Raw genomic sequence first — 21,087 nt, 5'->3', positions numbered from 1 at the left:
CATGCCCACGAAACATCTGAAGTTCCAAAAGTGGCGTAACGAATTGTATAAATTTGTTTTACTGAACCATTTTCAAAAGGACGGCTTACAGCCTCTTCGATAATTATTACTCGTGAAGTTCCCGATAGAACTGCGGGTCTAAATTCTAAAAGTTCACCGTCAATATAAACGAAACCTTTTTGAACTGTGCTGCCAATTGTTTCACAACCTGAAATAATACTGAAATTACCGGCTAATGATCCAAAAGCATTAAATACATTAAATGATGTTTCGAGTTCTTCTAGCCTCTCAAGATTTAACGGCCAACCGCCTGTTTGTATGAAGTTTGTATTATTCATTCTATGATAAATATTTTGTAACGGAAACCGCCTGATTTGTAAAATTTGATATGTGCATCTAATGCAAAAAACTGAGCGTTATAAATTTCCTCCGGAACAAAGACAATAAAGTCTAAACCTGTATCTGCAGTTTCTGATTCCGTTCTTAAATAAATTGTTTTGTTTTCAATCTCCGGATAGACGTAAACTGTTTTTGATTCTGCTTCGGTATAGATGTAAAAAGTTTCATGCATTTGACCATCACCTATATATATGCGCCTTTGTATTCTGTCGAAGCTATCGTTTAAAGAACCTTCCAATGAACAAACCTGACCTGTGTGATCAAGTTTGTACAAGTTGTCTATACGCCAATTTGACCATTTATAATAAAGCGAGTTTAAAGGCTTCAATAATGTTTGAGCAAAAAAGGCTAAGAATGGTTTTCTAAGCATCGTGGGAATGTTATCCAGTGCGAAAATATTCCAGTCGATTTTAAACCACATAATGAATGTTTTCAAATGTTACTATCTCAAAATATCCGCTTTCAGCAACTTTGGAAATATTTATCGGTTGTGGCTCACCATAACCATTTATTTCAGGTTTTATCCACGCACTTTGCGCACTGATCAGCGTTGCATCTTCAACACCTGGTACCAACTGAATTTTATCAATTAAAGATGAAAGCTGTAATTCACCATTGAATTTTAATTCTTTCATAAACTCCTGTAAAGCTTCATTCACCGGATAATTAGCATTTAGCTTACTCATTCCGTTTTCATTCAGTATTAAAGCATTCCTTTTGATCTGAATGGTCAAGTACAATTTATCTGCTTTATAATTTATAATTGTTAAGGCTACACCTGCAACTTTAATTCTTTTATAATAAAATTCAATTGCTTCGACTTGCGCTGCATCTGTAAAATTGGTTAATACTCCATTTTGCTCACCGGCTATTTTTAGAATGACCCGGCTACTGTCGGTTGCTTCACTAACCGCGGCATACTTTATAATTTTAGAGTTTTCGATTTGCTCAGTAGTGGCATCGCCGTTGTTGAAATAATCTTTGTCCTGGACAAGAGCAAAACCGAATTGGAATCGTAAAGCCATAGTTCTATACCACGGAAGCGTTCCTGCTTTTTCATTTGCAAAACGCTGATCAACTTCCTTTGCATGTTGATCAAACACTAATTCGTGCATAAAATGCGCTAAGGATACAATTTCAAAAAGAATATTTTCTAAACAGACTAATGAAAATTGAGCTTCAAACGAACTGCCAATAACAAAACCATATTTTGTGGCAAAATCTGCATTTGCCATAAATGCTGTAGTTATTTCTGCTTTTATTTGTGTTTTCGTTCTTGCCATTATCTTACTATAAATGTATCTTCGATGATCATTGCGCCAATTCCATCATCTGGTATAATTAATTCGTGATTTTCATTTGATATTGCAGTTGCCGGGAGGTTCTTTTCAGACCAGGATTCAATAATGGATAAATTGGCTTTTCCTGAAGGCAGTAATTCCTGATCAATAAATAAAGGATCAGTAATCGACACGCCATTTAGCAACGACATTGCAAAAGCATTCTCCGCACTTCCGGTTGATTGTAATACAAGATCGAAAAATGATTGTCCGTGTTTAGCTTTCATAATTAGCAATTATCTTAATATAGTCAGTTCGATATAAATCGAGCTCTGTTATTTTTAGTCCATCCTTTGTGAAATGTTCTGTAATTTTATGTCTGTATTCTAAAAGATCACCACCAAGCAACACATCTTCAAAACATACTCCTAAATCTGGACGGTATTTAAAATCACCCTGCGATCCGATAAGTATTAAAGCTTTGTTTTGCTCCAATGTGTTACCAATTACTAAACCGGATGTTATTTTGCCGTCTTTGTCCCTGATTGGATTTATCTTAATATCTAAAAGATTACCATCATCAATATTGTCTACTAATTGAATACCGATATCTTTCATATTATTCTAATTTTCCCTGAAACGTTCCTGTTACTGGACCATTTGGAGCGGTTAATCCTGTTTGATAGGTTATTGTAGCAGTTTTAACGAAAGTATCAACTGCGGAGGCTAAGCGATCTGCAAATTCATCGTCTGAATTTTCAGTACGGATTCGCATTTCTGTTATGATATTTTTTATCTCTGCCTTAAGCGCATTTTTATTTAAACCCATTTTAAACCTACTTTAATAACTGATTAAACTTTGTTTCAAAACTTTCGATCGCCAGTATTGAATCTGGTAAAGGTGTGCCCGATGGACCCATTGGCGTGTAAACTTTTAATTGCTTGAGTAATGTTCCTAAATCTGTAAATATCTCTTTAAGGCTTACGCTTTGATTCTTGATACTGATTTTACTGTCTGAACTGTCAATGAGCAATTCCAGACCTCCCTGACATATTTCAATTTTTTCAAATTGATCTGCTTTTATTACCGTCATATTAGAAAGGTCACCGGTTGAAGACAACATCAAAACTAATGATCCTATTTTGGGTGTTACCAGAATAAAATCTGATTGATCATCAATAGTTGCTTTTAGCTTTACATCGGTAATGTCTAATCCTGAAATTAGTTTAACAGTACAGCTTTCGCCTTGAATTGATTGAACTGTGCCGGTTATTGGTAAATTTGGATTTGCTCCAATAATATCTTTTAGTAAAGCTTTTATTTGTGCCGGTGTATCCATTATCCTAGTTTAACTCCAAATTTTACAACTCTTTTACCGCCTGCATCACTAAATGTCGTTACGGTTGATATAACATAATAAATACCTGATTTCTCAGGATAATCTTCGTCAATGAAATGTGCTGAATAAGTTGGCTTAACAAAAGGTATTAACCAGGAATCAATTGAACCATCAAGACCATCGTAATTATTTTGCTGAAGAGCAACTGCAGCAATTTTTTTCATGTCGATTTCGCTTACAGCTCCAACCTTAATTGTGATTTTATCGCCTCCGGTAGTTCCTGTCGTATAACTTCGAACTTTGCCTTTTAAATCAATACTTTCTATAGTTACTTCAACTTTTTTGTCGATTGCCCGTTTATATTCCAAAGAAGATTTTTCAATATTTTTTTGCATCGAATACACAACGTCACCGCCTTTTTCTAAATAAGGTGCATGAATGTGCAAAACCTTATTTTCACTATCAAAATAAATATTAGCTTTCGTTTCTTCCTGAAGCTTTTTAAGAACATCATAACCCGTCGCCTGGTGTATGGTAAATTTTTCGTAACCTATATCAAAATCACAGGATATCTTAAAAGATTTATCAATCTGATCAATGAGTGATTGTGCTATTTTTTTCATTGATGTAGGTTTCATCTCTACATCTTTTACACCAACCCTGAATAAGAATAAAGAATCTTCGCAAAGTATTTTCAAACTGCTATCGTTTGTGGTGATCTCCTTAACATAGCCGGTAAATTCTTTTTTAAGATTATTATCATAACCGAGTTCAATGGTTATTTCAGAACCCCGGGCAATAGTGTTTTCAAAATCCAGCACTTTATTCATTACTGCTTCCGGTAAAGTAATAATTGCCGTATCAACTAAATTTTCAACTGATTCGGTTATTTCAATTTCCGAGATCAGCATCAATTTATATGAAAGTCCGTTACTTTTGAAAGTAATATTCCAGTCCATGTTCAGCATAACTACTTTTCATCTAGTTTTAATACTAATAAATAATCGAAATCACTTACAGCCTTTATTTCATATGCCTGAACATTTTCACCTTTTGTGAACGGGAAACTGAAATCTTCTATCACAATTTTATTTATTCCTAAAAGTCTTAAAGGCTCGCAGAAAACATAGATTGCCTGAGGTTTTAGCAAAAAGTCTCTTAACTTTTCAAAATCTCGCCAAGGATAACAATCTCTGATGTTTCCAATTTCATAGTCACCTATTAGAACTCCTGTTATAGTTATATCGTAATCATCCTGTGCCCAACGCTCCTTTATGGTTCCCGGTAATTTGTTGCCTTTAGCGACACTTCTTTTAACAATCTGATTTTTACCGTTTATTGAAATCATTGTTTCATATGGCAGTAAATATTTCTGACCGTCTTTGGTTAAAGAAAATGACAGAGGAAAAAATTGCTGATCTGCTTTTGGTGCTGAATCGCTATGCCACCATAATTCCTCAACAGTAACCGAAGACTTTGCTTTTTTAATTTTATCAACGTTCCTTAATGGCAAAAAGGGTATTGGTGGTAAAACATGCTTTGCCAGTTCATTTTGTATAACACTAAATCTGGGTATAGATTCAGCTACTTTTGTTCCTACTAAAGAAGCAAATAAAATATCTCTGTTATCCATTATCCTGCTGCTGTATTTGCGGATGCCAAAACTCTTAGTAAAGCATCCTGACTTTGTTCTTTCATTTGATTTGCGCTGTCTTTAAAGTCTTTTCCTGAAATTTGTAAAACTCCTATCAAATCTTTAAGCGTAATATTAATCACAGTATTTTTAGTTCCTCCCGTGGCAATTGCTTCATTAGACTTAGTTCCCGAACCGCTTCCATCTCCTGTTGGCTTTCCGTCTTTATCTAATGTTGCTCCGGGTATTTTTGGTTCTTTTATACCTGTGTTTTCCTCAACTTTCTTCTTTGTTTCATCTGCTGTAACAAGATTCATTGAAGCTCTAAGATTCTTAATTTTCTCGGCACCGCCTCCGGCTAAACCTCCCAGTCCGGGTATGTTTGATAAAATCTCAAGCATTTGTTGCAAGGGATAAAGAACAATATCAAATAATACCTGACCAATTCTTTTCAATCCACCCAATATACCTTCGCCTTTAAATGCCGCAGTAATACTATCCCAGTGTTTTTTAATAGTCATAAAAGCATTTATGACCCAGCCAATGGGTCCAAGTATTAAAAGCATGGCTGCGCCAAACTCGTTCCACTTCATAATCGCATAACTGATGTAAACCAGAAGTGCCATTACACCCAATATTATTAAACCAACTGGATTAGCATCCATTGCAGCATTCAAATGCCATTGAGCAGTTGCCCAAAGTTCAGTTGCACCTGCCGCTATCGCATTCCAAACAGATGAAATTTTTGCAAACAATGCAGCTCTTTTTGTTGCCGATCCTAACGTTGTAATTACGGTTCCCATCCCACTTAAAAGGGGGGATAAATCACTAATTGTCGATGCCATGCCTCCCAATACTTCAGCATAACCCATTACGCCGCCTGTTGCGTTAAACAATGAAATTTTAAAATCATCAATCTGAGCTTGCAGTCTTTTGTTTTTTTCCGCAGGACTTTCCATTACAATCGCTGCTTGCTCATAAGCAGTATTAGTTCCTTGAATTTTATCTGTTAAAGTTTCAAGTGTTGGAATTTGAGCCAGTAATGCTTTTGTTGCGCCGTCAGCTCCTTCACCTAACCACGCCGACATTAAGGCACTATCTTTCATTGCAGGCTTTAAAGCTGTCAATCTTTCGGCTAGTGTAGAGTTTTTATCAGCCAGTTTAGTGGTGTCTACTCCTAATTTTTTAAGTTGTTCCTGGTACTGTTTAGGAATGTATTTTCCCTGACCAAGTTTCACCAAAACATTTCGTAATGCGACACCGCCTTCAGATCCTTTTTTTCCTGCTTTGTCTAAAATTTGTAAAGCGGCGTTGGTCTCTTCAAAAGATACATTTGCCATCTTAGCGGCCATTCCCGTTTGTTCAAGCGCCTGCTTAATCTGTGGCAGTTCTGCCGAACCTTCACCGGCAGCAGCCGCCATGACATTCATCATTTTTGCCATTTCTGCGCTCGCTGCAATAGGATCATCAAGCGAAACCTGATATTGATTCATTGCAGTAGTTAACAACTCAGTGGCTCCGACCTGATCGCCACCCATAAGTTTACTTGTAACGGCTACAGATTTTCCCATCGCGTCAAGCGCTTCAGGTACTTTTGCAATTTCGGGTGTTAACTGACCCAAAATTAATTTAAAGGATTCAGCACCGGCGGCAGCAGAACCACCGAATGTTACTGCGGATTTTCGGGCGTAACCCTCAATTTCCTTAAGTTTTCCACCCGCCACGCCTGTCATTGCAGATAAATCATACATCGACGTGCTTAAGTCCATGCCGGGTTTATTTAAGCTTGTAAGCGCATTTGATGTTCGTTCTACCTGATCCATGATAGAACTTAACTTGATTGTTTTCAAGCTATTATTAATATCGACAAAAGCCTTTTTAAAGGCTTTATCCATATCTCCTGCGCTTGCTTCAACCTTTTCAACAGTTGCGTTAAGCTTATCCATGCCGGCAGTAATTGCCTGTGCATTGGACGTGATCTTAAACATAAACTCAAAAAGGTTGCTCATTATTCGGTAGGTTGATTTTTCTCAGAACTTCTTATCCATTCCAGCTCTCTAACCCGCATTGCCCATACTTCATCTGTGAGGCTGTCCGGGTCAATTTTAAAATAGTAACGAAGCTGAGCATCACTAATTCTTATAAAATCTTTTTTGTCAACTGGGACAGCCTCTAAAGCTTTTCCAGCGTTGCAGTTTTAAACTGTACTAATTCTGCAATTTTTTGAGATACTGAAATAAAATAGGTGTCGTTTTCCAATATTTCCATATCTCCGCCTAACCAACAACCTCTTAAGATCATCTCGTTAAATTTCATGGGATCTTTAGTCCCAGATGACGAAGCAAAAGACAAAGTTTTTCTATCTGCCAGTTTTACAATACACGCTTTATCTTCACATTCAAGTTTGAAAACAGGACCATGTCTTTCTTTCCACTCGGCTATTTGTTCGGGTGTGATTTCCGAATAACTTGCAATTTTTGTTTTTTCCATTTTTTTTTAGAATTAGATATTTTTACGTATTCTCAAGCAGATGAACGGAATTGTGACCTCGGCGAATTTATCCCCTTGCTTCATCTCAACTGGCGCCTCTGTGAATCTGATACCATCAATAGCATCAGTTTTCATAAAATTGCCTTCAAGCGGATTTCCAAAGGATACAAGCGCATCAACTGAAGTACTCAGAATTGAGCCACCCGCAGCGATTTCCATTGCATTGTAATCCGACATTAACATCGTGATTTCACCTTCAGAAGTGATATTGCCACTCTGGATTGATTGCGGATATTTTCCTTTACCGTAAATCGCTTCACGCTCAATTTTTTCAGCGTATTTTATTCCACGAATACCAGTAATATCACGACCGCCAATTATGACAGTTATATCTGCCCACTCATATTCTCGACTATTAAATGCCATAATTTTTAGATATTTGTTATCGGTACAAAACCAAGCGGAACGTCGATAAATCGGGCGTATGCTTTTGAACGTACCTGTAATTGTTTGATTTTAATTGTTGATGTTGACGTAATATTTTGGGTTAAATCAACTTTGCAGATCACTCCTTTATCACTAGAATCAGATGGGTCATAAGAAAGCTCACCTTCAACTGACATTTCACTAAATATTTTAGCAATAACAGCCTGCTCAATAATGCTTCCGGACAATGCCTGAAGAGTACCGTTGTTATTTACATCAAGATCGTCAAGAGTAAATTCAACCAGCGCATCATAAGCCAAACGATAGGCTTTATCAATCACTCTTCTTTGTGGGATGAAATGATAATCATCATCCGGCGCGCACGCTAAAGGACCATCTGAAAAATAATAACCTGACTTTCTTTTGTGGTTTCTTAGCGTGACAAAGCCTTTATCATGCAATGATCCAACATCGTAAAGCTGTACAGGGACATCAACAATAAAAGCGGTTGTACTTTTAATTGCGCCGTCTTTAACACGACCAGGATTAACCTGAACGCTGTTTGAAGCCAAACGACCTGCCAAAATGCCTAATGCGGCACCTTTTGAAGGAACTGCGCCAGTTCTTTTTTGGGAATCACCAATCATAACCCCAACACGATTATACTCCTTAGTTGTCAAATCAACCAGTGTAAATTTATCACCTGAAAATGCATAACCTTCTAAGTAAACAAAGAATGGCGCATATTCATTTTTGGTGTAGTTTTCGCCCAGTAATTGTGCTTTTGGTAACGCTAGTAAAACATCCGCATCAATTGCCGTTTCAATTGTTGCTACATAAGCAACCGAAGGATCGAAACTCACAAATAATCCAGAGATTGCACCATTGGCCGCATCAAGTAATTTTTCAGCCGGTGTTTTTTGAGTTGTAACATCTGGAGTGAAAAAATCACTTACTTTTTTAGTGTTTGCAAATCCCATAATCCATAAAGCCGTTCCGTTTCCTACTTCATTATAAAATTCCTCAAGGAATTTATATAAACGGTAATTTCCAACACTTGGCAATATTCCTAAAGCTGCAACATCAAGCATACTTTTTACCTCATAATCCTTTTCAAGCAGGAAAGTAGTTGAGACTGCAACCGCACTGGCCAATACTCCAAAGACACCATCGGGACGGTTTAGAACCGTTCCGAGTTGTCCATTTTGAAATTCTATATCTACACCTGGTAACATTTAGTTTTTGGTATTAGGTTTGTTTTCTTTTTTAGCTTCAGCTTTTGGAGTTTCAACATTTGGTGTTGTTACTGCTTTAATTTCTTCACCACCTGTTTTAATTAATTCCTTTGTTGCATCAGCAGAAAGAGGAATTACATTTATTGGCGAAGTGTCTGCATTCTCACCATCCTTTAAAATATTTACCGAACCGTCCGCAATAGCTTCAATTTCAATTTTCGGCTCATCTGTTGCAGCGCCTATTTGTGAATGATCAGTCGTATCTACAACTGTATCTGAGATAATTTCTTCGTCTACCACGTCGATGTCGAAGGTTATTTCTTCTCCTGGAGAAACTATTGTTTTATCCTCAAGAGTTCTTGCATGATTAAATGCCGTATTGTATTCGTAAAATTCAGTACCATCAGAGGTGGTAAAATGTTTTGCTGTTTTCATCCTAAATTGTTTTTTTGAGTTTATAAATATTATAGATCATCAATAGAGCGATCAGGAAAATAAAGAAGCGACCGCACCACATTTCGGTTTGTTGCCAATAGGTCAGCGGTTTTTCGTATGGAACCGGTATTGTGGTTTCGCCCTGTTTATTTTCTAAAATGTAAGTTTCCTTCCAAGAGGCAAAAAGCCTTTGTGCTTCGCTTGTACAATCAACTTTTAACTGATTATTTATAAGGCTTAATTTGGGTGGGTTTAGAAATTTCCGGCTTTAACTTCCGGTTTTCCTTTAAACTTGACTTTTCCGTCAATGCATTCTAACCAAGACTTGTAATAAGAGCTGTCCGGTTTGATTCCGAAAACTGTGTCATGTACAATTACTTTAGTTGTAATTGTATTTACTTCTGTTTTGGTTGATAAAGGAACGCTGTTGCTTTTACAAGAAACTAGCGTTCCAATAACCAAAAACAAAAGACAAAAGAGAAATGAGCAGAGTGTATTTTTAATGTTTTTTTTCATATTTAAATGCTATTTAAAGAGGTTTTAAAATCTTATAAAACCTTTCATTTGTGATATTTTACGATCATATCTTCGTGCGACTTCGTAGCCCTCGCGACTTCCTTCGTCGTTCGTGTTACCTTCAATTGTTTGCAGTTTGCCGTTTGGCAAAATCTTTTCTACAAAGCCAGTGTGTCCGGCACCATGTCCAAAATCCATAATAAAGAAATCACCCGGCTGCGGTGTGGTAACTCTTAGTTTTACCATTTCATTAAACATTGACAAAACCCCGGCTGTTTTAGCTAATGGATTTGCAACGTTTAATTGTAATGATGCTTCTTTTACAGACCAGTAAACGAAAGCCATACACCACGCGTAACCTTTACCTAGTCCCACTGATTTTAGATATTTTTCAACCGCTGGTCCAGCATTGCTGTTTTTGGGTATTTCCTGTACGCCGATTTGGCTTTGGGCTATTTCAAGGGATTTACTTCGTAGTGTCATGGGGCTTTCCGTTTAATTGTTTGAACTTTTGCAACTCATCCACTAACTGCTGATTCACAAGCATTAATTCTCGGTGTTGAATTTCCATTGCCTTGATAGTATCGTAAGCTGTTGTCAATCTTGTTGCAAAATCATCGAGTATGTCTCGGTAATGTTTAGCAGCCTTTACGTCGTTATCAAGTTCAGCTGATTTTAGCTTTAGATCGTTATCAATTTCAGCTGATCTAACTTCAGCGATATTTTTTCTTCGGGAAAAGAACCAGGTAATTAATGCTGTAAAAAAAACAGTTAGGGTTGGGTATACAATTTGTTCCATGTAGTTGTTTTTGAAAAAATGGCTCTTAAAATTGAAGAGCTATTTTTTTATTAATCTTAAAGGATCGCTCCAATTTTCTCGGCTCTGAAAGGCGTTGCAAGGAAATAGTGACGATAAGCCAAATCATTAGTTTGCCCTGATGGATTTGTTGCAGCAGGCGCAAAATATTGTTTTGTATTTCCTGTTTTTTTAGCAATACCATCTTTACAGAAAGAAACTGAGGCTCTTTTATCAGTTCCCGAAGGAACAGAACCGTAAGCTTTTTTAACACCCGCAGAAGTATAATATGGAGTTTTGATGTATTGATATAATTCAAAACCTGCGATAACCGGAGCAGGTTTTCCTTTGGCATAATCTACCAGTTTATCTCCGAATCTTTTACGATCTAAAAGCAAGTCATTCCAGTGATCGTTGGACAAAACTAAACGTCTGTCTTCTTCTGAAAAATCAGCATCATCACATTCAGATTTGTAATTTACCAAATCATCATAAGTCAATCTTAGACGACCACCAGCCGCAACTAAAGGTGCATCAGTTCCATTCACACCGGTAGCAAGAAATACTGGAGTTTTAACCGTATTTGTTTGCGGCGCAATCGAGTGGGTTGCTTTTGCATATTTCGAAACCAAGATCGCTCTTGTTCCAGATTTGGTTACTTTGTCGATTTTATCATAAGATGCACCCATCACCTGATCATCCGAAACCGTTACAACTTTTGTTTGGTACTTATCAAGGGAAAAACTTAGATTTCCATCAGCATACACCTGCACCGGAATAGGATAAGTGTTGTTGTTAATCAAAACATCAACTTCGAAATCCGTTGATGCAAGATGAATAATATTCTGTTCTGTAGCTGTATTTTCTCCTACCGCAGTAACATCTGCGTCAAGTTCTGCAACTCCATCTAACCAAGGCGCTTGGTCTGAATTGTCAAGGTTTTCAATTACACGATCAACCCATATTTCTGGGAAATTTGCTGGCATATTTTTATTATTTTACGTTAAACATTTTTTTGTACTCGTCAGGATTAGAAGCTTTGAATGCTAACTGAGCATCCAAACTTAATTTTTGAAACTCTTCTTTAGTGCTTACTCCTGTACCAACAGCAACGATAGTTTTGTCTCCTAAAGTCACCTTCGCAGGAATACTTGAAAGTGTAGACTTTGCAAGCTCGAAATCAGCCGAGGCAAGTTTTACAAAATCTTCTTTTTTGGTAGCGGGAATTCTTCCTTCGGTAATTGCTAATGAAACCATTGTCTCAATTGCCAAAGTCGCCGCATTTTCTTTTTCTGTTTCTAAAGCCAAAAGTTTAGCTTTCATTTGTGTATTGTCTTTTGATAAACTTAAGACAGCGGCTTCGACCGCTTCAACATCCACCTCGGGAATAGTTTTATCAAAACTTAATGCTGTCAATAGAGCAAGTGATAATGTGATTTTTTTCATATCGTTATTAGGGTTTAATTTTAAAATTTGGATTTCGCCTTCGATAGGCTGTAGTGATAAACACAATTGCTTGACTTCTTCGTCTTTTAGTGGTTCGCCTCCATCTGCATAAAGTCTTATTGAATTAGCATTTGAAGGAACTGCAACAATTGAACATTCGTAGAGCTCACATTTGGTCATAATAAGTTCATCACCAATTATTTTCAAGTCTTCGCGATTGAATGTGATCCCCATTGAACATGACTTTATAAAATCCTGTTCAACTTTTCGTGAAACCTTTGCTGCGTCTTCATCTTCTAAATCAAATACTGGTTCACCCAATAAAAGATCATTTTCAACCTTAACATTAATCCACTTACCCAAAACATTTCGTGTTGAGTTCCAGTGATCATTTAACATCATAGGATTTTTTTTAAATCGCTTCAAACTGATACCTGATGTAAGGATTCTAAATCCATAACTGTTGGCTAGAGTTTGATCGTTAAAGACGAATGGTTTTGGCATAAGCTAATTTTTGTGGTTATTTCATTTTCTGATGGCAAAGATGTGCCGTAAAAACGCCTTAAAAAAAAATCTTAAAACTCCCTGAACACCTATGTCAACTGGCTTTACAAAGCTGTAAAGTGTCTGAACATCATTTTTTTAAACTCCCATTATTGCGTCAATTTTGCTTATAAAATCGACACTATGGCACTCAGAAAGGCGCAGGAAAAGGAGTATGCAAAATCCTTATATATAGGTGGGGGATTAACTCAAAAGGAAATAGCGGAAAGAGTTTCTGTCACCGAAAAAACATTAGCAAAGTGGATTAAAGAAGGTAAATGGGAAAATCTTAAAAAGTCATTGCTAACCACAAAGCAAAATCAGTTGTCATTTCTATATGATCAGCTCGACTTCCTGAATACTGATATTTCGAAAAGGGATTTTAAAGTTGCTGTAGGTAAAGAAGCGGACACCATTGTCAAAATTTCTGCATCCATCAATCGACTTGAAACCGAAACATCAATCGGTGATACTGTAGAAGTTGCCAGAAACTTCATAGATTTTGTGCGCTCTCAGGATTTAGAGCTCGCGAAAAAAATTACAAATTTATTTGATGTCTTCATCACTGCAAAAATGAAATAATGGCGAGCGGAGAAGATAAAAAGTACTATGAGTTATGGCAACAGTTTCGGGATAATACCCGAAAGGCGACACCTATTGACCTTACCGAAAGTCTGGTTGACAAACAAAACCGTATTGCCAAACTCGAAAAGAATCCGGAACAATGGTTTAAATACTATTTTCCAAATTTCTACACTTCAGAGCCGGCACCATTCCATATTGCAGCTACCAAAAGGGTTTTAAAAAATCCTGAATGGTACGAGGTTCGTTCCTGGTCTCGTGAACTTTCAAAAACGGGACGTACAATGATGGAAGTTCTTTATCTGGCAATGACCGGGAAAAAGAAAAACATCTTGCTTGTTTCCAGTACTTATGATAATGCTGAACGCTTATTGCTTCCTTATAAATCTATTTTGGAAGCAAATAACAGGATCATTAACGATTATGGCGAGCAGGAAAGTTTAGGTAGTTGGGAAGCGGGCGAATTTGTGACCAAAAAAGGTGTTTCCTTTCGTGCACTTGGTGCCGGACAATCACCGCGTGGAACCCGTAAAGACGAAGTTCGTCCGGACTGTATATTAATTGATGATATTGATACAGACGAAGAGTGTAGAAATGCTGCAAGAATCAAAGCAAAAGTAAAATGGCTCGAAGAGGCCTTATACGGAACCCGTTCTATTTCTAATCCATTATTATGGATTGCCTGCGGAAATATTATTGCAAAATACTGCTGTATAACCGAAATGGCAAAAGTTGCGGACATTCATGAGATTATAAATATCCGTGACGAAAATGGAGTTTCAACTTGGCCAAACAAAAACACTGAGCTATTAATTGATCGTGCGCTTTCTAAAATATCATGGACAGCGAGGCAAAAAGAGTACTATAATAATCCTGTGGCTGATGGTGATGTATTTGATATAATGACTTACGCTAAATGTCCGCCGGTAAGTTCTTGTGATGCAGTTCTCGTTTATGCCGATCCTTCAACATCAAATAAAGACAAAGGAGCAAGCAAACAAGCTTCTTACAAGTCAGTAGGTATTATAGGTAAAAAGGGCGCAAAGCGTTACTTATATAAGATTTGGCTGAAGCAAACCAACAATACAACGTTTGTTGACTGGCTCTTTGAAGCTTATAATTACCTGGTGCAACATAAGGTCGATATAAAGAGGATTTATATTGAAAATAACTCACTACAAGACCCCCATTATGAGCAAGTAATTACACCTGAGATAAAAAAAAGAAACAAGGAACTCGGTGTTTATTTACCCATAACTGAAGATAAAAGAAAGAAGCCTGAGAAGTTTTTCAGGATTGAAGGTACGCTGGAACCAATTCACTCTAAAGGCAATCTGATTTTTAATATCGACGAGAAAACAAATCCTGATATGGTAATCATGGACGGACAAATGTTAGGTGTTGAAGAAAATGCAAAAACAATGGATGGACCCGATATGTTAGAAGGCGGTTGTTGGATTTTAGATAACAAATCCGTTCCGATGGAGGGCGGTTATTCTTTTGGTTCTGTTAGTAATAGAAAATTTTAAAAATATGTTTTTAGATAAAAATGATTTAGGAAGTGCCATTTATGGCTATCAGGTTGATCAGATCACTGAAGGGAATGACGATTTAGTACTTCAGGCAATTGGCGCGGCAATACAGGAAGTTGGCGGTTATTTGACTGGCGCATCGTCTTATAATGTGCCGGCGATATTTGCCACAACCGGAAGCGATAGAAATTCCTTAATAGTAGCCCATACCGTAACTGTGGCAAAATGGTATCTGGTAGAATTATGTAATGCCGATATTATTGCCGAGCAGGCAAAAGACCGCTATGATCGCGCGGTTAAATGGTTAATAAAACTTTCAAAAGGAGATGTGATCTTATCCGATTTGCCAGTGATCCCAATTGCAGATCAAGAAGATGAATTAGACACGTATGGTTTCGGATCAAGAACAAAATTTAATCACGAGTAAGAAAAATGGCAAATAGAAAAGTAAGATCAATTGCAAGAAATAAAATAGAATTGGCAGCTAAAAAACCAAGTGCTACGTCAAGCTCTAGCGGTTTGGTAAATCAAATTATGCCGGTCTCCATGTCACGCGTTCGTCAGGATGTTTTAACATGGAATACTGCATTAACAATGGCTCGCAAAGCTGAAAATCCGAGACGTCATTTATTAATGAATCTCTATGATGAAATATTTATAGATGGTTTATTGCGTTCACAAATAAGTAATCGTTTTTTAAAATCTCTTTCATCAAATTTTATAATTTCTGACAAGTCAGGAAAAATAAACGAAGAGGTTACAAACTTCCTTCAGGACAAAATCTGGGTAAATGAAATCAACAAGGCGATTTTAGGCACAATAACACATGCTCATTCTGTTGTAGAGTTATCCTGGATTCAAACTCAAAATAATCAAGCTGCAACTGAACCACAGTTAAAAGCAGATTTGATTAAACGCCAAAACATTGATCCTAAAGCGGGATTGTTTTTCGCGGATTACAGGGATGATAAATCTATTGCATATCGTGAAATGAAAGAATACGGAACCTGGATTTTAGAGTTTGGAAATGCCGATGACTTAGGATTGATGAACTGCGCAGTACCACATGTTTTGTTTAAAAGATTTGCGCAATCCTGCTGGTCTGAATTATGCGAAATTGTCGGTATTCCTCCGCGAGTTATGAAAACTGATACTCAAAATGTTTCAATGCTAAGAAGAGCAGAAAGCATGATGAAAAATATGGGCGCAGCGGCATGGTTTATCATTGATGATAACGAAACCTTTGAGTGGGCGGAAGCTACAAAAACAGACGGTGTAGTTTATCAAAATCTAATGACCTTTTGTAACAACGAACTATCAATGTTATTTAATGGTGCCGTGATGGGACAGGACACTAAAAACGGCAGTCGTTCCAAAGAAACTGCAATGCAGGAAACTTTGCAAACATTGGTTGATAGTGATTTATCATTGATTGAACAATACTGGAATTCAACGATTATACCTGCACTTATCAATATTGGAATCATTTCCGGTGAATGTGTCTTTTCATATCCAGAGACCGAAGATATTGCGCAATTGTGGACAATGACTAAAGAAGCGATGACAGATTATGAAATGAATATTGAATGGATGAATACAACCTTTGGTTTCCAAATTGTAAAAGCAAAACAAATCGCAGCAGCACCTGCAACAAAGCTTTCATTGGAAGATGGTTTTTTCGTTTAAGCCCCAAAGTAAAGCAAGAGTATTTTGGGGCATTACATAATCGTTTAAATTTTCTGTACGACTGCAACTGCGAAGATTGTAATACAGATAAACGCACAATTACTTTGGCACAAAAAGATAAGTTTAAAGGAGTTTTAAACACAGTTGAAAAAGCATTTAAAAAGCTACATGATAACGGCTCTTACAACTTTAAGGATTTAGCCAAAACAGCAGAATACAAAAATCTGATTAAAAGTACTGCCAAAATATTTGATAGTGCCATAACAGATAATGACGTGCCGGAACAAATGAGTAAAAGTCTTAAACAGGACACCTTTATTTTTTCGGAATTAAAAACAAATGCACAACTCTTTGAAGCTTCACAACTTTTACTAACTGAAGAAAATACAATTAAACCTTTCAGTCAGTTTTCAAAAGATATTCAATCTATTAAAGAAAATTACAATCAGAATTATTTAGAAGCCGAATATCAATTTGCTGTTTCTTCGGCTCAATCCGCTGCTAATTGGGCAAATGTATCAGAGGATTACGATTTACAATATCGTACGGCAAATGATAGCAAGGTAAGAGATTCACACGCAAAGCTTCAGGATATTACTTTGCCTTCAGATGATCCTTTTTGGATTTCTTACTATCCACCAAACGGCTGGCGTTGTCGTTGTACTGCGCCACAAGTCAGAAAAGGAAAATATAAAACGAGCGATAGTGAAAAAGCTAATGCGCAAGGAGAAAAAGCAACTAGCCAAATTGATAAAGATGGTAAAAACAAACTAGCCATTTTCAGGTTTAATCCTGGCATGGCAAAAAAAGTGTTTCCTCCCGAGCATCCATACAATAAAGTTAAGGGAGCCAAAGAAATAAAGAAAGCTAAAAAATGACGATCAAAGAATTAGAAAAGAAAATTACAGCTGACGTGGCTGTTGAACTGGCTGACGAATTTGACAGAAACTTTGAACGCAAAGCTTTCTTTACTGAAAAGTGGCCAACTACTAAAATAAATAATAGTAAAGGTTCCTTGCTCAGCAGAACAGGTAATTTACGCCGATCTATTAAATATTCTATTAGCGATGGAATGATCAAGTTTAGCAGTTCCTTACCGTATGCATCTATTCATAATCAAGGAGGCACAATTACAGTAACTGCAAAAATGAAGTCTTATTTCTGGGCAATGTATTACAAGGCGATGGGCGGTATCACTACAAAGAAAGATGGTTCTCAAAGTAAAAGCAAGAAAAATGTAAATCTAAGTACTGAAGCGGAAAAATGGAAAGGGCTTGCGCTTATGAAAATAGGTCATAAGATCAAAGTTGAAAAACGCCAAATTATTGGCGGTCACCCGGAAGTAACAAAAGTTGTTAAGGGTGTGGTTGAATCGAATGTAAAAAAATTTAGCGAGGAATTAATGGCACAATTTAAAAGATGAAACAATTTTTAGAGAATACACAAGCACAAATTAATGAAGTACCAGGAATCGCATATATCGATGAAGACTGGGGACAATTAGACGATTACTCACCTAATCCCCCAGTTAAATGGCCTTGCTGTTTAATTGATATTACCAACATTGATTTTAGTGACATTGGTAGAGATAATAAATCAATACCACAAAACAGGCAAGAAGGGACTGGTAGCATAGTACTGACTTTCGCGAATTTGAAACTAACCAACACAAGTTTTAACGCTCCTCAGGCACAAAAGGACGATGCCCGGGCAATACATGAACTTATTGAATTAGCACATGGAAAAATTCACGGATTTGCACCGGTGATGGGTTCCGGACGATTAATGCGAAAGTCATTTAAAAGAGTAAAAAGGGATGATGGAATACAGCAATATCAGGTAGTTTACACAATTGCTATGCATAATGTTTAAAAAGTAATTGTCAACTGCTGTGCTTTTATTTGCTCAAGCTCTGCAATTTCCTTATTAACTGGAGTGCAAAGTATTGTATGAAATGTAGTTCGGGAAATAGGATAAACAGGCAGGATGTACTTTCTTAAAATTACAGTGTCCGGAATATCTTCTGCCTTATGACTTTTATATAACTCCATAATTAACCTGTAGCGTTTAAGCGTGTTATATCTAATTCCGTAAGATTGGTTGCTGAGTGTCATATGGTACAAAAATATACATATTTTTAATATCGTACAACTCAACTTTTAAGCATAAAAAAAGCCTCCGTAATGGAGGCTTTTTTTATGAGTAATTGTGGATGTACCAGTTATTTTCTAGGTAGGCGTTTTTATCAAATCTATATTCAATTTGTGGTTGTTTCCTTTTTAACACTCTACTATCGTAGTCGTCAATTGTTTTTTCTAAATTTATTCCAGGCTTAAAAACTCTTTCCCAAACAGGAAAGATGTCTAAATATCTTCCAGAAACTTCATCGAATCTTAAAGCTCTAGTACCTTTTCTCTCTAGCGTCTTGTTTTCACCGGCATTATAAACATAAAACTTAACTTTTATACATTCATCACACATAACAAATGGTTTAGCTTTCTTTTCTTTATTTACTGCATCAGCAGGAATATAAACAACTTCATGATAGTTTTCAGGATTATTTGTTGTTTCGTCAATTCGTAAAAACTCAAATTTAGTTTTACTCTCTAAAACTACCTGATCTGCAAATATTCTGGCACTTTGATTATTTAATGAATCTAACGATTTAATGTATTTTAAATCTTGTGCTTGAATGAAGAGAGAAAAAAGGAATAAAATAACAATGGAAAACCTTTTTTTTACTTGACGTCGTTGTTCTTTGCGTTTATAGTATGGCTCAAAATAAATTTGAACTTCTGTGAAAGCATTAATAATTGTGGGTGTAGCTTCTGACACTGCTTTTCCTAGTTTTTCAAAAGCATTAGCCGCCTCTGTCATAGTAACTGTTAGATAATTCATTTTTATAATTGTTTTTTATTAATCAAATTTATGAAAAAATATCACATACAGCAATAACAAACCGAGTACTGAACCGACTACACATAATATTGTGATTTTTATTCTGTATTGACGATCTATCTTAGCATGTAGTTTTGCTAGTTCTTTCATATGGGAATCTCTTATTTCTTGATATCGATCTGACATGGGGCAAAAGTATTAAGTTAATTTTTATAAATTTTATGGATTTCCGTAAGTCATTGCCATTTTTAATTCAATCAAATATTCAATAAACTTAGATAACTCTGCTTGATCCATAGTTTTGTCAACTTCTACGGTTATTAAATAAGGTCTATGATGTTCTTCTCTTAAACCTCTGGGGCTTTGTCCTTGTTTTAAGTAAAAACTCTTATTTATTGTTTTTAGAATGAAAATACTTTTTTCCATGTTAATATTTTAAATCTGTCCAATGAATGATTTTACCGATATAATCTTCGCTGAAATAATCAAAAAAATCTTGCTCAGATTCAAATCCACTATTATTGGCAATTATTAAATAATCATCAAGGAAAAGTTTACCATCAATCCATATTGTAGCATCCAATGACCAAACGCCTGTTCTTACTTTTGAATATTTAATCAAAAATTTTTGAGTACTGACCACGGGCAGAACCGGGGCGAACTGATAAGTTTTGTTTCCGCGGAAATTGATAACAAAATGTATTAATGCTTTTGCTTTCCAACGGTTTTTTAAATCTCTTCTTATTGTGTGAATTTTCGGCAGTACCAAAGGGTAAATATCGCTATCAACTTCATATGGCTTTGTTAATTCCTCATGTGTCATTTGTGCTTCATGCCTTGCATGCAACTCTTTCGAAAGACTTTCTTTCAAACCTTTCCAAATTTTTTCTACGAAATGAGTTGGTTTTCCGTTTACTTCTTGGCTAAATGGTAGTTTCATGATAAATCGTTTTTTACGTTATAAATTGAAATGTTGATCACTTCATCAATATTGTAAACATGATCGTTTTTACTTCCTTCAAAGTTTTTTAATTCTGGAACAGCGGCTCTTCCTTTATAATCATTTAAAGCTGATTTAAAGAGAGCTTTAATACTTTCTATCGCTTCTTTCTTATCTTTAAAAAGCGTGTGACTAATTGGCTCTAAACGCTCAAGTATTATTTGTTGTAGTTTATTTTTAGGTGCATAGGTTTGAGTAACCTTTACGAATTGCTTTGTCATTTTTTTATCTTTATTTTGTTAATATTCGTCATTATACCTTTTTTGATTTAGCCAGGTTACCAAATGTGCTTTTGCCTGAGTTGTTTTTGCTAAATACTCATGATATTTTGGCAGTTGGTTGAAGCATTTAATTGTATCAACAAAGTCAAGTTTTTTCCAAGCTGTCTCAGCTTTTTCCTTTTTTATTTTTAGATTATATTTAATCCAGAAAGCTTCAAAAGAATAATCGTTCAAAACCATTTCAATTGTAACCAGGTGTTTATACTTAGTCCAATTTTCCATTTCATTTTTTGTGCCCGGGAATTGAACATTTTCTAAAAGCTTCAGTACTCTTTTTCCTTTGAGATTGAAGAAACTGTAAACTACACCATCATCTTTTCTATATTGAAATAGCCATTCGTCAGCGGTTTCTTTAAATGTTACTTTATATGTGATTAATTCTTCCATTTATGAGGTACTTTATTGGTTTTGTATGAATGAATTTTTGTGATATTTCTTTGGCCTGGATATTCTGGATAAAGTGAGCACCTAATTCTGGATAAAAGTGAGCAGTATAAATGAACTCAAAAAGGTGTCTAAAAAGTAGTTTAAAAATATAAAATTATTTTATTCTATTAGTTGTTTTTCTA

At 36.0% G+C, this 21,087-nt stretch carries 31 protein-coding genes and 1 pseudogene; 7 read left to right on the top strand and 25 right to left on the bottom strand.

All coding sequences use genetic code 11. The features are described 5' to 3' along the window. From KHA90_RS24050 to KHA90_RS23960, 19 genes and pseudogenes are all read right to left on the bottom strand, one after another. Nucleotides 1-338, bottom strand: a pseudogene (locus KHA90_RS24050) (hypothetical protein); the annotation flags it as partial. Beyond that, complete coding sequence (locus KHA90_RS24045; protein ID WP_213307877.1) at nt 335-820, bottom strand: hypothetical protein; 486 nt, start codon at nt 818-820, stop codon at nt 335-337. The gene KHA90_RS24045 and the pseudogene KHA90_RS24050, both read right to left, overlap by 4 nt. Continuing rightward, nucleotides 810-1,682: a nucleotidyltransferase gene (locus KHA90_RS24040; RefSeq protein ID WP_213307876.1), complete on the bottom strand. Its 873-nt coding sequence runs from the start codon at nt 1,680-1,682 to the stop codon at nt 810-812. The genes KHA90_RS24045 and KHA90_RS24040 overlap by 11 nt, the downstream gene beginning before the upstream one ends. Beyond that, nucleotides 1,682-1,966, bottom strand: a complete 285-nt coding sequence (locus KHA90_RS24035) for a hypothetical protein (protein WP_213307874.1) — start codon at nt 1,964-1,966, stop codon at nt 1,682-1,684. Before KHA90_RS24035 ends, KHA90_RS24040 begins: the two co-directional genes overlap by 1 nt. Next, complete coding sequence (locus KHA90_RS24030; RefSeq protein ID WP_213307872.1) at nt 1,956-2,297, bottom strand: hypothetical protein; 342 nt, start codon at nt 2,295-2,297, stop codon at nt 1,956-1,958. The genes KHA90_RS24035 and KHA90_RS24030 overlap by 11 nt, the downstream gene beginning before the upstream one ends. A gap of 1 nt (nt 2,298) precedes the next feature. Continuing rightward, nucleotides 2,299-2,508: a hypothetical protein gene (locus KHA90_RS24025; RefSeq protein ID WP_213307870.1), complete on the bottom strand. Its 210-nt coding sequence runs from the start codon at nt 2,506-2,508 to the stop codon at nt 2,299-2,301. Nucleotides 2,509-2,515: 7 nt separating this feature from the next. Further along, nucleotides 2,516-3,019, bottom strand: a complete 504-nt coding sequence (locus KHA90_RS24020) for a hypothetical protein (protein ID WP_213307868.1) — start codon at nt 3,017-3,019, stop codon at nt 2,516-2,518. Then, the gene (locus KHA90_RS24015) at nt 3,019-3,978 is read right to left on the bottom strand and encodes a hypothetical protein (protein ID WP_244860581.1); all 960 of its coding nucleotides are present in this window, start codon (nt 3,976-3,978) and stop codon (nt 3,019-3,021) included. The genes KHA90_RS24020 and KHA90_RS24015 overlap by 1 nt, the downstream gene beginning before the upstream one ends. Nucleotides 3,979-3,989: 11 nt before the next feature. Continuing rightward, entirely contained in the window at nt 3,990-4,652 is a 663-nt protein-coding gene (locus tag KHA90_RS24010; RefSeq protein WP_213307864.1) for a DUF6046 domain-containing protein, read from the bottom strand. Then, on the bottom strand, nt 4,652-6,661 hold the full coding sequence (locus KHA90_RS24005; protein WP_213307862.1) for a phage tail tape measure protein: 2,010 nt from the start codon (nt 6,659-6,661) through the stop codon (nt 4,652-4,654). Before KHA90_RS24005 ends, KHA90_RS24010 begins: the two co-directional genes overlap by 1 nt. A 163-nt stretch (nt 6,662-6,824) precedes the next feature. Then, entirely contained in the window at nt 6,825-7,142 is a 318-nt protein-coding gene (locus tag KHA90_RS24000) for a hypothetical protein (protein ID WP_213307860.1), read from the bottom strand. A 12-nt stretch (nt 7,143-7,154) separates the two neighbouring features. Further along, a complete protein-coding gene (locus tag KHA90_RS23995; RefSeq protein WP_213307858.1) occupies nt 7,155-7,568 on the bottom strand; it encodes a hypothetical protein in 414 nt (137 codons plus the stop codon). Nucleotides 7,569-7,573: 5 nt separating this feature from the next. Then, on the bottom strand, nt 7,574-8,803 hold the full coding sequence (locus KHA90_RS23990) for a DUF2586 family protein (RefSeq protein ID WP_213307856.1): 1,230 nt from the start codon (nt 8,801-8,803) through the stop codon (nt 7,574-7,576). Then, nucleotides 8,804-9,238, bottom strand: a complete 435-nt coding sequence (locus tag KHA90_RS23985; protein ID WP_213307854.1) for a hypothetical protein — start codon at nt 9,236-9,238, stop codon at nt 8,804-8,806. A 252-nt stretch (nt 9,239-9,490) separates the two neighbouring features. Then, entirely contained in the window at nt 9,491-9,754 is a 264-nt protein-coding gene (locus KHA90_RS23980) for a hypothetical protein (protein ID WP_213307852.1), read from the bottom strand. Between the two features lie 24 nt (nt 9,755-9,778). After that, nucleotides 9,779-10,237 (bottom strand): CHAP domain-containing protein, encoded by a 459-nt coding sequence (locus KHA90_RS23975; RefSeq protein ID WP_213307850.1) that lies wholly within the window; start codon nt 10,235-10,237, stop codon nt 9,779-9,781. Next, complete coding sequence (locus KHA90_RS23970; protein ID WP_213307842.1) at nt 10,221-10,553, bottom strand: hypothetical protein; 333 nt, start codon at nt 10,551-10,553, stop codon at nt 10,221-10,223. Before KHA90_RS23970 ends, KHA90_RS23975 begins: the two co-directional genes overlap by 17 nt. Nucleotides 10,554-10,609: 56 nt before the next feature. Beyond that, nucleotides 10,610-11,536, bottom strand: coding sequence for a hypothetical protein (locus tag KHA90_RS23965; protein ID WP_213307840.1), 927 nt, complete (start codon nt 11,534-11,536; stop codon nt 10,610-10,612). A gap of 7 nt (nt 11,537-11,543) precedes the next feature. Then, complete coding sequence (locus KHA90_RS23960; RefSeq protein ID WP_213307838.1) at nt 11,544-12,500, bottom strand: HK97 family phage prohead protease; 957 nt, start codon at nt 12,498-12,500, stop codon at nt 11,544-11,546. 183 nt (nt 12,501-12,683) lie between these two features. Here KHA90_RS23960 and KHA90_RS23955 point away from each other — a divergent pair, with 183 nt between their 5' ends. The 7 genes from KHA90_RS23955 (at nt 12,684) to KHA90_RS23925 (ending at nt 18,211) form a co-directional block, all read left to right on the top strand. Continuing rightward, on the top strand, nt 12,684-13,121 hold the full coding sequence (locus tag KHA90_RS23955) for a DDE transposase family protein (protein WP_213307836.1): 438 nt from the start codon (nt 12,684-12,686) through the stop codon (nt 13,119-13,121). Continuing rightward, nucleotides 13,121-14,650, top strand: a complete 1,530-nt coding sequence (locus KHA90_RS23950; protein WP_213307834.1) for a hypothetical protein — start codon at nt 13,121-13,123, stop codon at nt 14,648-14,650. Before KHA90_RS23955 ends, KHA90_RS23950 begins: the two co-directional genes overlap by 1 nt. A gap of 4 nt (nt 14,651-14,654) precedes the next feature. Next, entirely contained in the window at nt 14,655-15,080 is a 426-nt protein-coding gene (locus KHA90_RS23945) for a phage protein Gp36 family protein (protein ID WP_213307832.1), read from the top strand. A 5-nt stretch (nt 15,081-15,085) separates the two neighbouring features. Beyond that, entirely contained in the window at nt 15,086-16,339 is a 1,254-nt protein-coding gene (locus tag KHA90_RS23940) for a phage portal protein family protein (protein ID WP_213307830.1), read from the top strand. A 104-nt stretch (nt 16,340-16,443) separates the two neighbouring features. Further along, the gene (locus KHA90_RS23935) at nt 16,444-17,217 is read left to right on the top strand and encodes a phage head morphogenesis protein (protein ID WP_213307828.1); all 774 of its coding nucleotides are present in this window, start codon (nt 16,444-16,446) and stop codon (nt 17,215-17,217) included. Further along, nucleotides 17,214-17,762: a phage virion morphogenesis protein gene (locus KHA90_RS23930; protein ID WP_213307826.1), complete on the top strand. Its 549-nt coding sequence runs from the start codon at nt 17,214-17,216 to the stop codon at nt 17,760-17,762. The genes KHA90_RS23935 and KHA90_RS23930 overlap by 4 nt, the downstream gene beginning before the upstream one ends. Beyond that, nucleotides 17,759-18,211 carry a hypothetical protein gene (locus tag KHA90_RS23925; protein WP_213307824.1) on the top strand — a complete coding sequence of 151 codons (453 nt, stop codon included), beginning with the start codon at nt 17,759-17,761 and terminating at the stop codon, nt 18,209-18,211. The genes KHA90_RS23930 and KHA90_RS23925 overlap by 4 nt, the downstream gene beginning before the upstream one ends. On the opposite strand, the gene KHA90_RS23920 is transcribed toward KHA90_RS23925, so the two are convergent. From KHA90_RS23920 to KHA90_RS23895, 6 genes are all read right to left on the bottom strand, one after another. Next, a complete protein-coding gene (locus KHA90_RS23920; RefSeq protein WP_244860579.1) occupies nt 18,208-18,390 on the bottom strand; it encodes a hypothetical protein in 183 nt (60 codons plus the stop codon). The genes KHA90_RS23925 and KHA90_RS23920 overlap by 4 nt on opposite strands. Before the next feature lie 145 nt (nt 18,391-18,535). Next, nucleotides 18,536-19,237: a hypothetical protein gene (locus tag KHA90_RS23915; protein ID WP_213307821.1), complete on the bottom strand. Its 702-nt coding sequence runs from the start codon at nt 19,235-19,237 to the stop codon at nt 18,536-18,538. Between the two features lie 219 nt (nt 19,238-19,456). Continuing rightward, on the bottom strand, nt 19,457-19,663 hold the full coding sequence (locus KHA90_RS23910; protein WP_213307819.1) for a hypothetical protein: 207 nt from the start codon (nt 19,661-19,663) through the stop codon (nt 19,457-19,459). 1 nt (nt 19,664) lies between these two features. Beyond that, nucleotides 19,665-20,177, bottom strand: a complete 513-nt coding sequence (locus tag KHA90_RS23905) for a hypothetical protein (RefSeq protein ID WP_213307817.1) — start codon at nt 20,175-20,177, stop codon at nt 19,665-19,667. Further along, nucleotides 20,174-20,458, bottom strand: coding sequence for a hypothetical protein (locus tag KHA90_RS23900; RefSeq protein ID WP_213307815.1), 285 nt, complete (start codon nt 20,456-20,458; stop codon nt 20,174-20,176). The genes KHA90_RS23905 and KHA90_RS23900 overlap by 4 nt, the downstream gene beginning before the upstream one ends. 18 nt (nt 20,459-20,476) lie before the next feature. Then, nucleotides 20,477-20,905, bottom strand: a complete 429-nt coding sequence (locus KHA90_RS23895; protein ID WP_213307813.1) for a hypothetical protein — start codon at nt 20,903-20,905, stop codon at nt 20,477-20,479. Nucleotides 20,906-21,087 lie beyond the last annotated feature (182 nt).

Source organism: Flavobacterium psychroterrae (assembly GCF_018380615.1).
GTDB classification, from domain to species: Bacteria; Bacteroidota; Bacteroidia; order Flavobacteriales; family Flavobacteriaceae; genus Flavobacterium; species Flavobacterium psychroterrae.
The sequence above is the reverse complement of the archived record's forward strand: the minus strand, read 5'-3'. Positions and strand labels throughout refer to the sequence as shown.

Coding starts and splice junctions, on each gene's coding strand:
- KHA90_RS24045 (WP_213307877.1), bottom strand. CDS start 820: ATGTGGTTTAAAATCGACTGGAATATTTTCGCACTGGATAACATTCCC.
- KHA90_RS24040 (WP_213307876.1), bottom strand. CDS start 1,682: ATGGCAAGAACGAAAACACAAATAAAAGCAGAAATAACTACAGCATTT.
- KHA90_RS24035 (WP_213307874.1), bottom strand. CDS start 1,966: ATGAAAGCTAAACACGGACAATCATTTTTCGATCTTGTATTACAATCA.
- KHA90_RS24030 (WP_213307872.1), bottom strand. CDS start 2,297: ATGAAAGATATCGGTATTCAATTAGTAGACAATATTGATGATGGTAAT.
- KHA90_RS24025 (WP_213307870.1), bottom strand. CDS start 2,508: ATGGGTTTAAATAAAAATGCGCTTAAGGCAGAGATAAAAAATATCATA.
- KHA90_RS24020 (WP_213307868.1), bottom strand. CDS start 3,019: ATGGATACACCGGCACAAATAAAAGCTTTACTAAAAGATATTATTGGA.
- KHA90_RS24015 (WP_244860581.1), bottom strand. CDS start 3,978: ATGGACTGGAATATTACTTTCAAAAGTAACGGACTTTCATATAAATTG.
- KHA90_RS24010 (WP_213307864.1), bottom strand. CDS start 4,652: ATGGATAACAGAGATATTTTATTTGCTTCTTTAGTAGGAACAAAAGTA.
- KHA90_RS24005 (WP_213307862.1), bottom strand. CDS start 6,661: ATGAGCAACCTTTTTGAGTTTATGTTTAAGATCACGTCCAATGCACAG.
- KHA90_RS24000 (WP_213307860.1), bottom strand. CDS start 7,142: ATGGAAAAAACAAAAATTGCAAGTTATTCGGAAATCACACCCGAACAA.
- KHA90_RS23995 (WP_213307858.1), bottom strand. CDS start 7,568: ATGGCATTTAATAGTCGAGAATATGAGTGGGCAGATATAACTGTCATA.
- KHA90_RS23990 (WP_213307856.1), bottom strand. CDS start 8,803: ATGTTACCAGGTGTAGATATAGAATTTCAAAATGGACAACTCGGAACG.
- KHA90_RS23985 (WP_213307854.1), bottom strand. CDS start 9,238: ATGAAAACAGCAAAACATTTTACCACCTCTGATGGTACTGAATTTTAC.
- KHA90_RS23980 (WP_213307852.1), bottom strand. CDS start 9,754: ATGAAAAAAAACATTAAAAATACACTCTGCTCATTTCTCTTTTGTCTT.
- KHA90_RS23975 (WP_213307850.1), bottom strand. CDS start 10,237: ATGACACTACGAAGTAAATCCCTTGAAATAGCCCAAAGCCAAATCGGC.
- KHA90_RS23970 (WP_213307842.1), bottom strand. CDS start 10,553: ATGGAACAAATTGTATACCCAACCCTAACTGTTTTTTTTACAGCATTA.
- KHA90_RS23965 (WP_213307840.1), bottom strand. CDS start 11,536: ATGCCAGCAAATTTCCCAGAAATATGGGTTGATCGTGTAATTGAAAAC.
- KHA90_RS23960 (WP_213307838.1), bottom strand. CDS start 12,500: ATGCCAAAACCATTCGTCTTTAACGATCAAACTCTAGCCAACAGTTAT.
- KHA90_RS23955 (WP_213307836.1), top strand. CDS start 12,684: ATGGCACTCAGAAAGGCGCAGGAAAAGGAGTATGCAAAATCCTTATAT.
- KHA90_RS23950 (WP_213307834.1), top strand. CDS start 13,121: ATGGCGAGCGGAGAAGATAAAAAGTACTATGAGTTATGGCAACAGTTT.
- KHA90_RS23945 (WP_213307832.1), top strand. CDS start 14,655: ATGTTTTTAGATAAAAATGATTTAGGAAGTGCCATTTATGGCTATCAG.
- KHA90_RS23940 (WP_213307830.1), top strand. CDS start 15,086: ATGGCAAATAGAAAAGTAAGATCAATTGCAAGAAATAAAATAGAATTG.
- KHA90_RS23930 (WP_213307826.1), top strand. CDS start 17,214: ATGACGATCAAAGAATTAGAAAAGAAAATTACAGCTGACGTGGCTGTT.
- KHA90_RS23925 (WP_213307824.1), top strand. CDS start 17,759: ATGAAACAATTTTTAGAGAATACACAAGCACAAATTAATGAAGTACCA.
- KHA90_RS23920 (WP_244860579.1), bottom strand. CDS start 18,390: ATGGAGTTATATAAAAGTCATAAGGCAGAAGATATTCCGGACACTGTA.
- KHA90_RS23915 (WP_213307821.1), bottom strand. CDS start 19,237: ATGAATTATCTAACAGTTACTATGACAGAGGCGGCTAATGCTTTTGAA.
- KHA90_RS23910 (WP_213307819.1), bottom strand. CDS start 19,663: ATGGAAAAAAGTATTTTCATTCTAAAAACAATAAATAAGAGTTTTTAC.
- KHA90_RS23905 (WP_213307817.1), bottom strand. CDS start 20,177: ATGAAACTACCATTTAGCCAAGAAGTAAACGGAAAACCAACTCATTTC.
- KHA90_RS23900 (WP_213307815.1), bottom strand. CDS start 20,458: ATGACAAAGCAATTCGTAAAGGTTACTCAAACCTATGCACCTAAAAAT.
- KHA90_RS23895 (WP_213307813.1), bottom strand. CDS start 20,905: ATGGAAGAATTAATCACATATAAAGTAACATTTAAAGAAACCGCTGAC.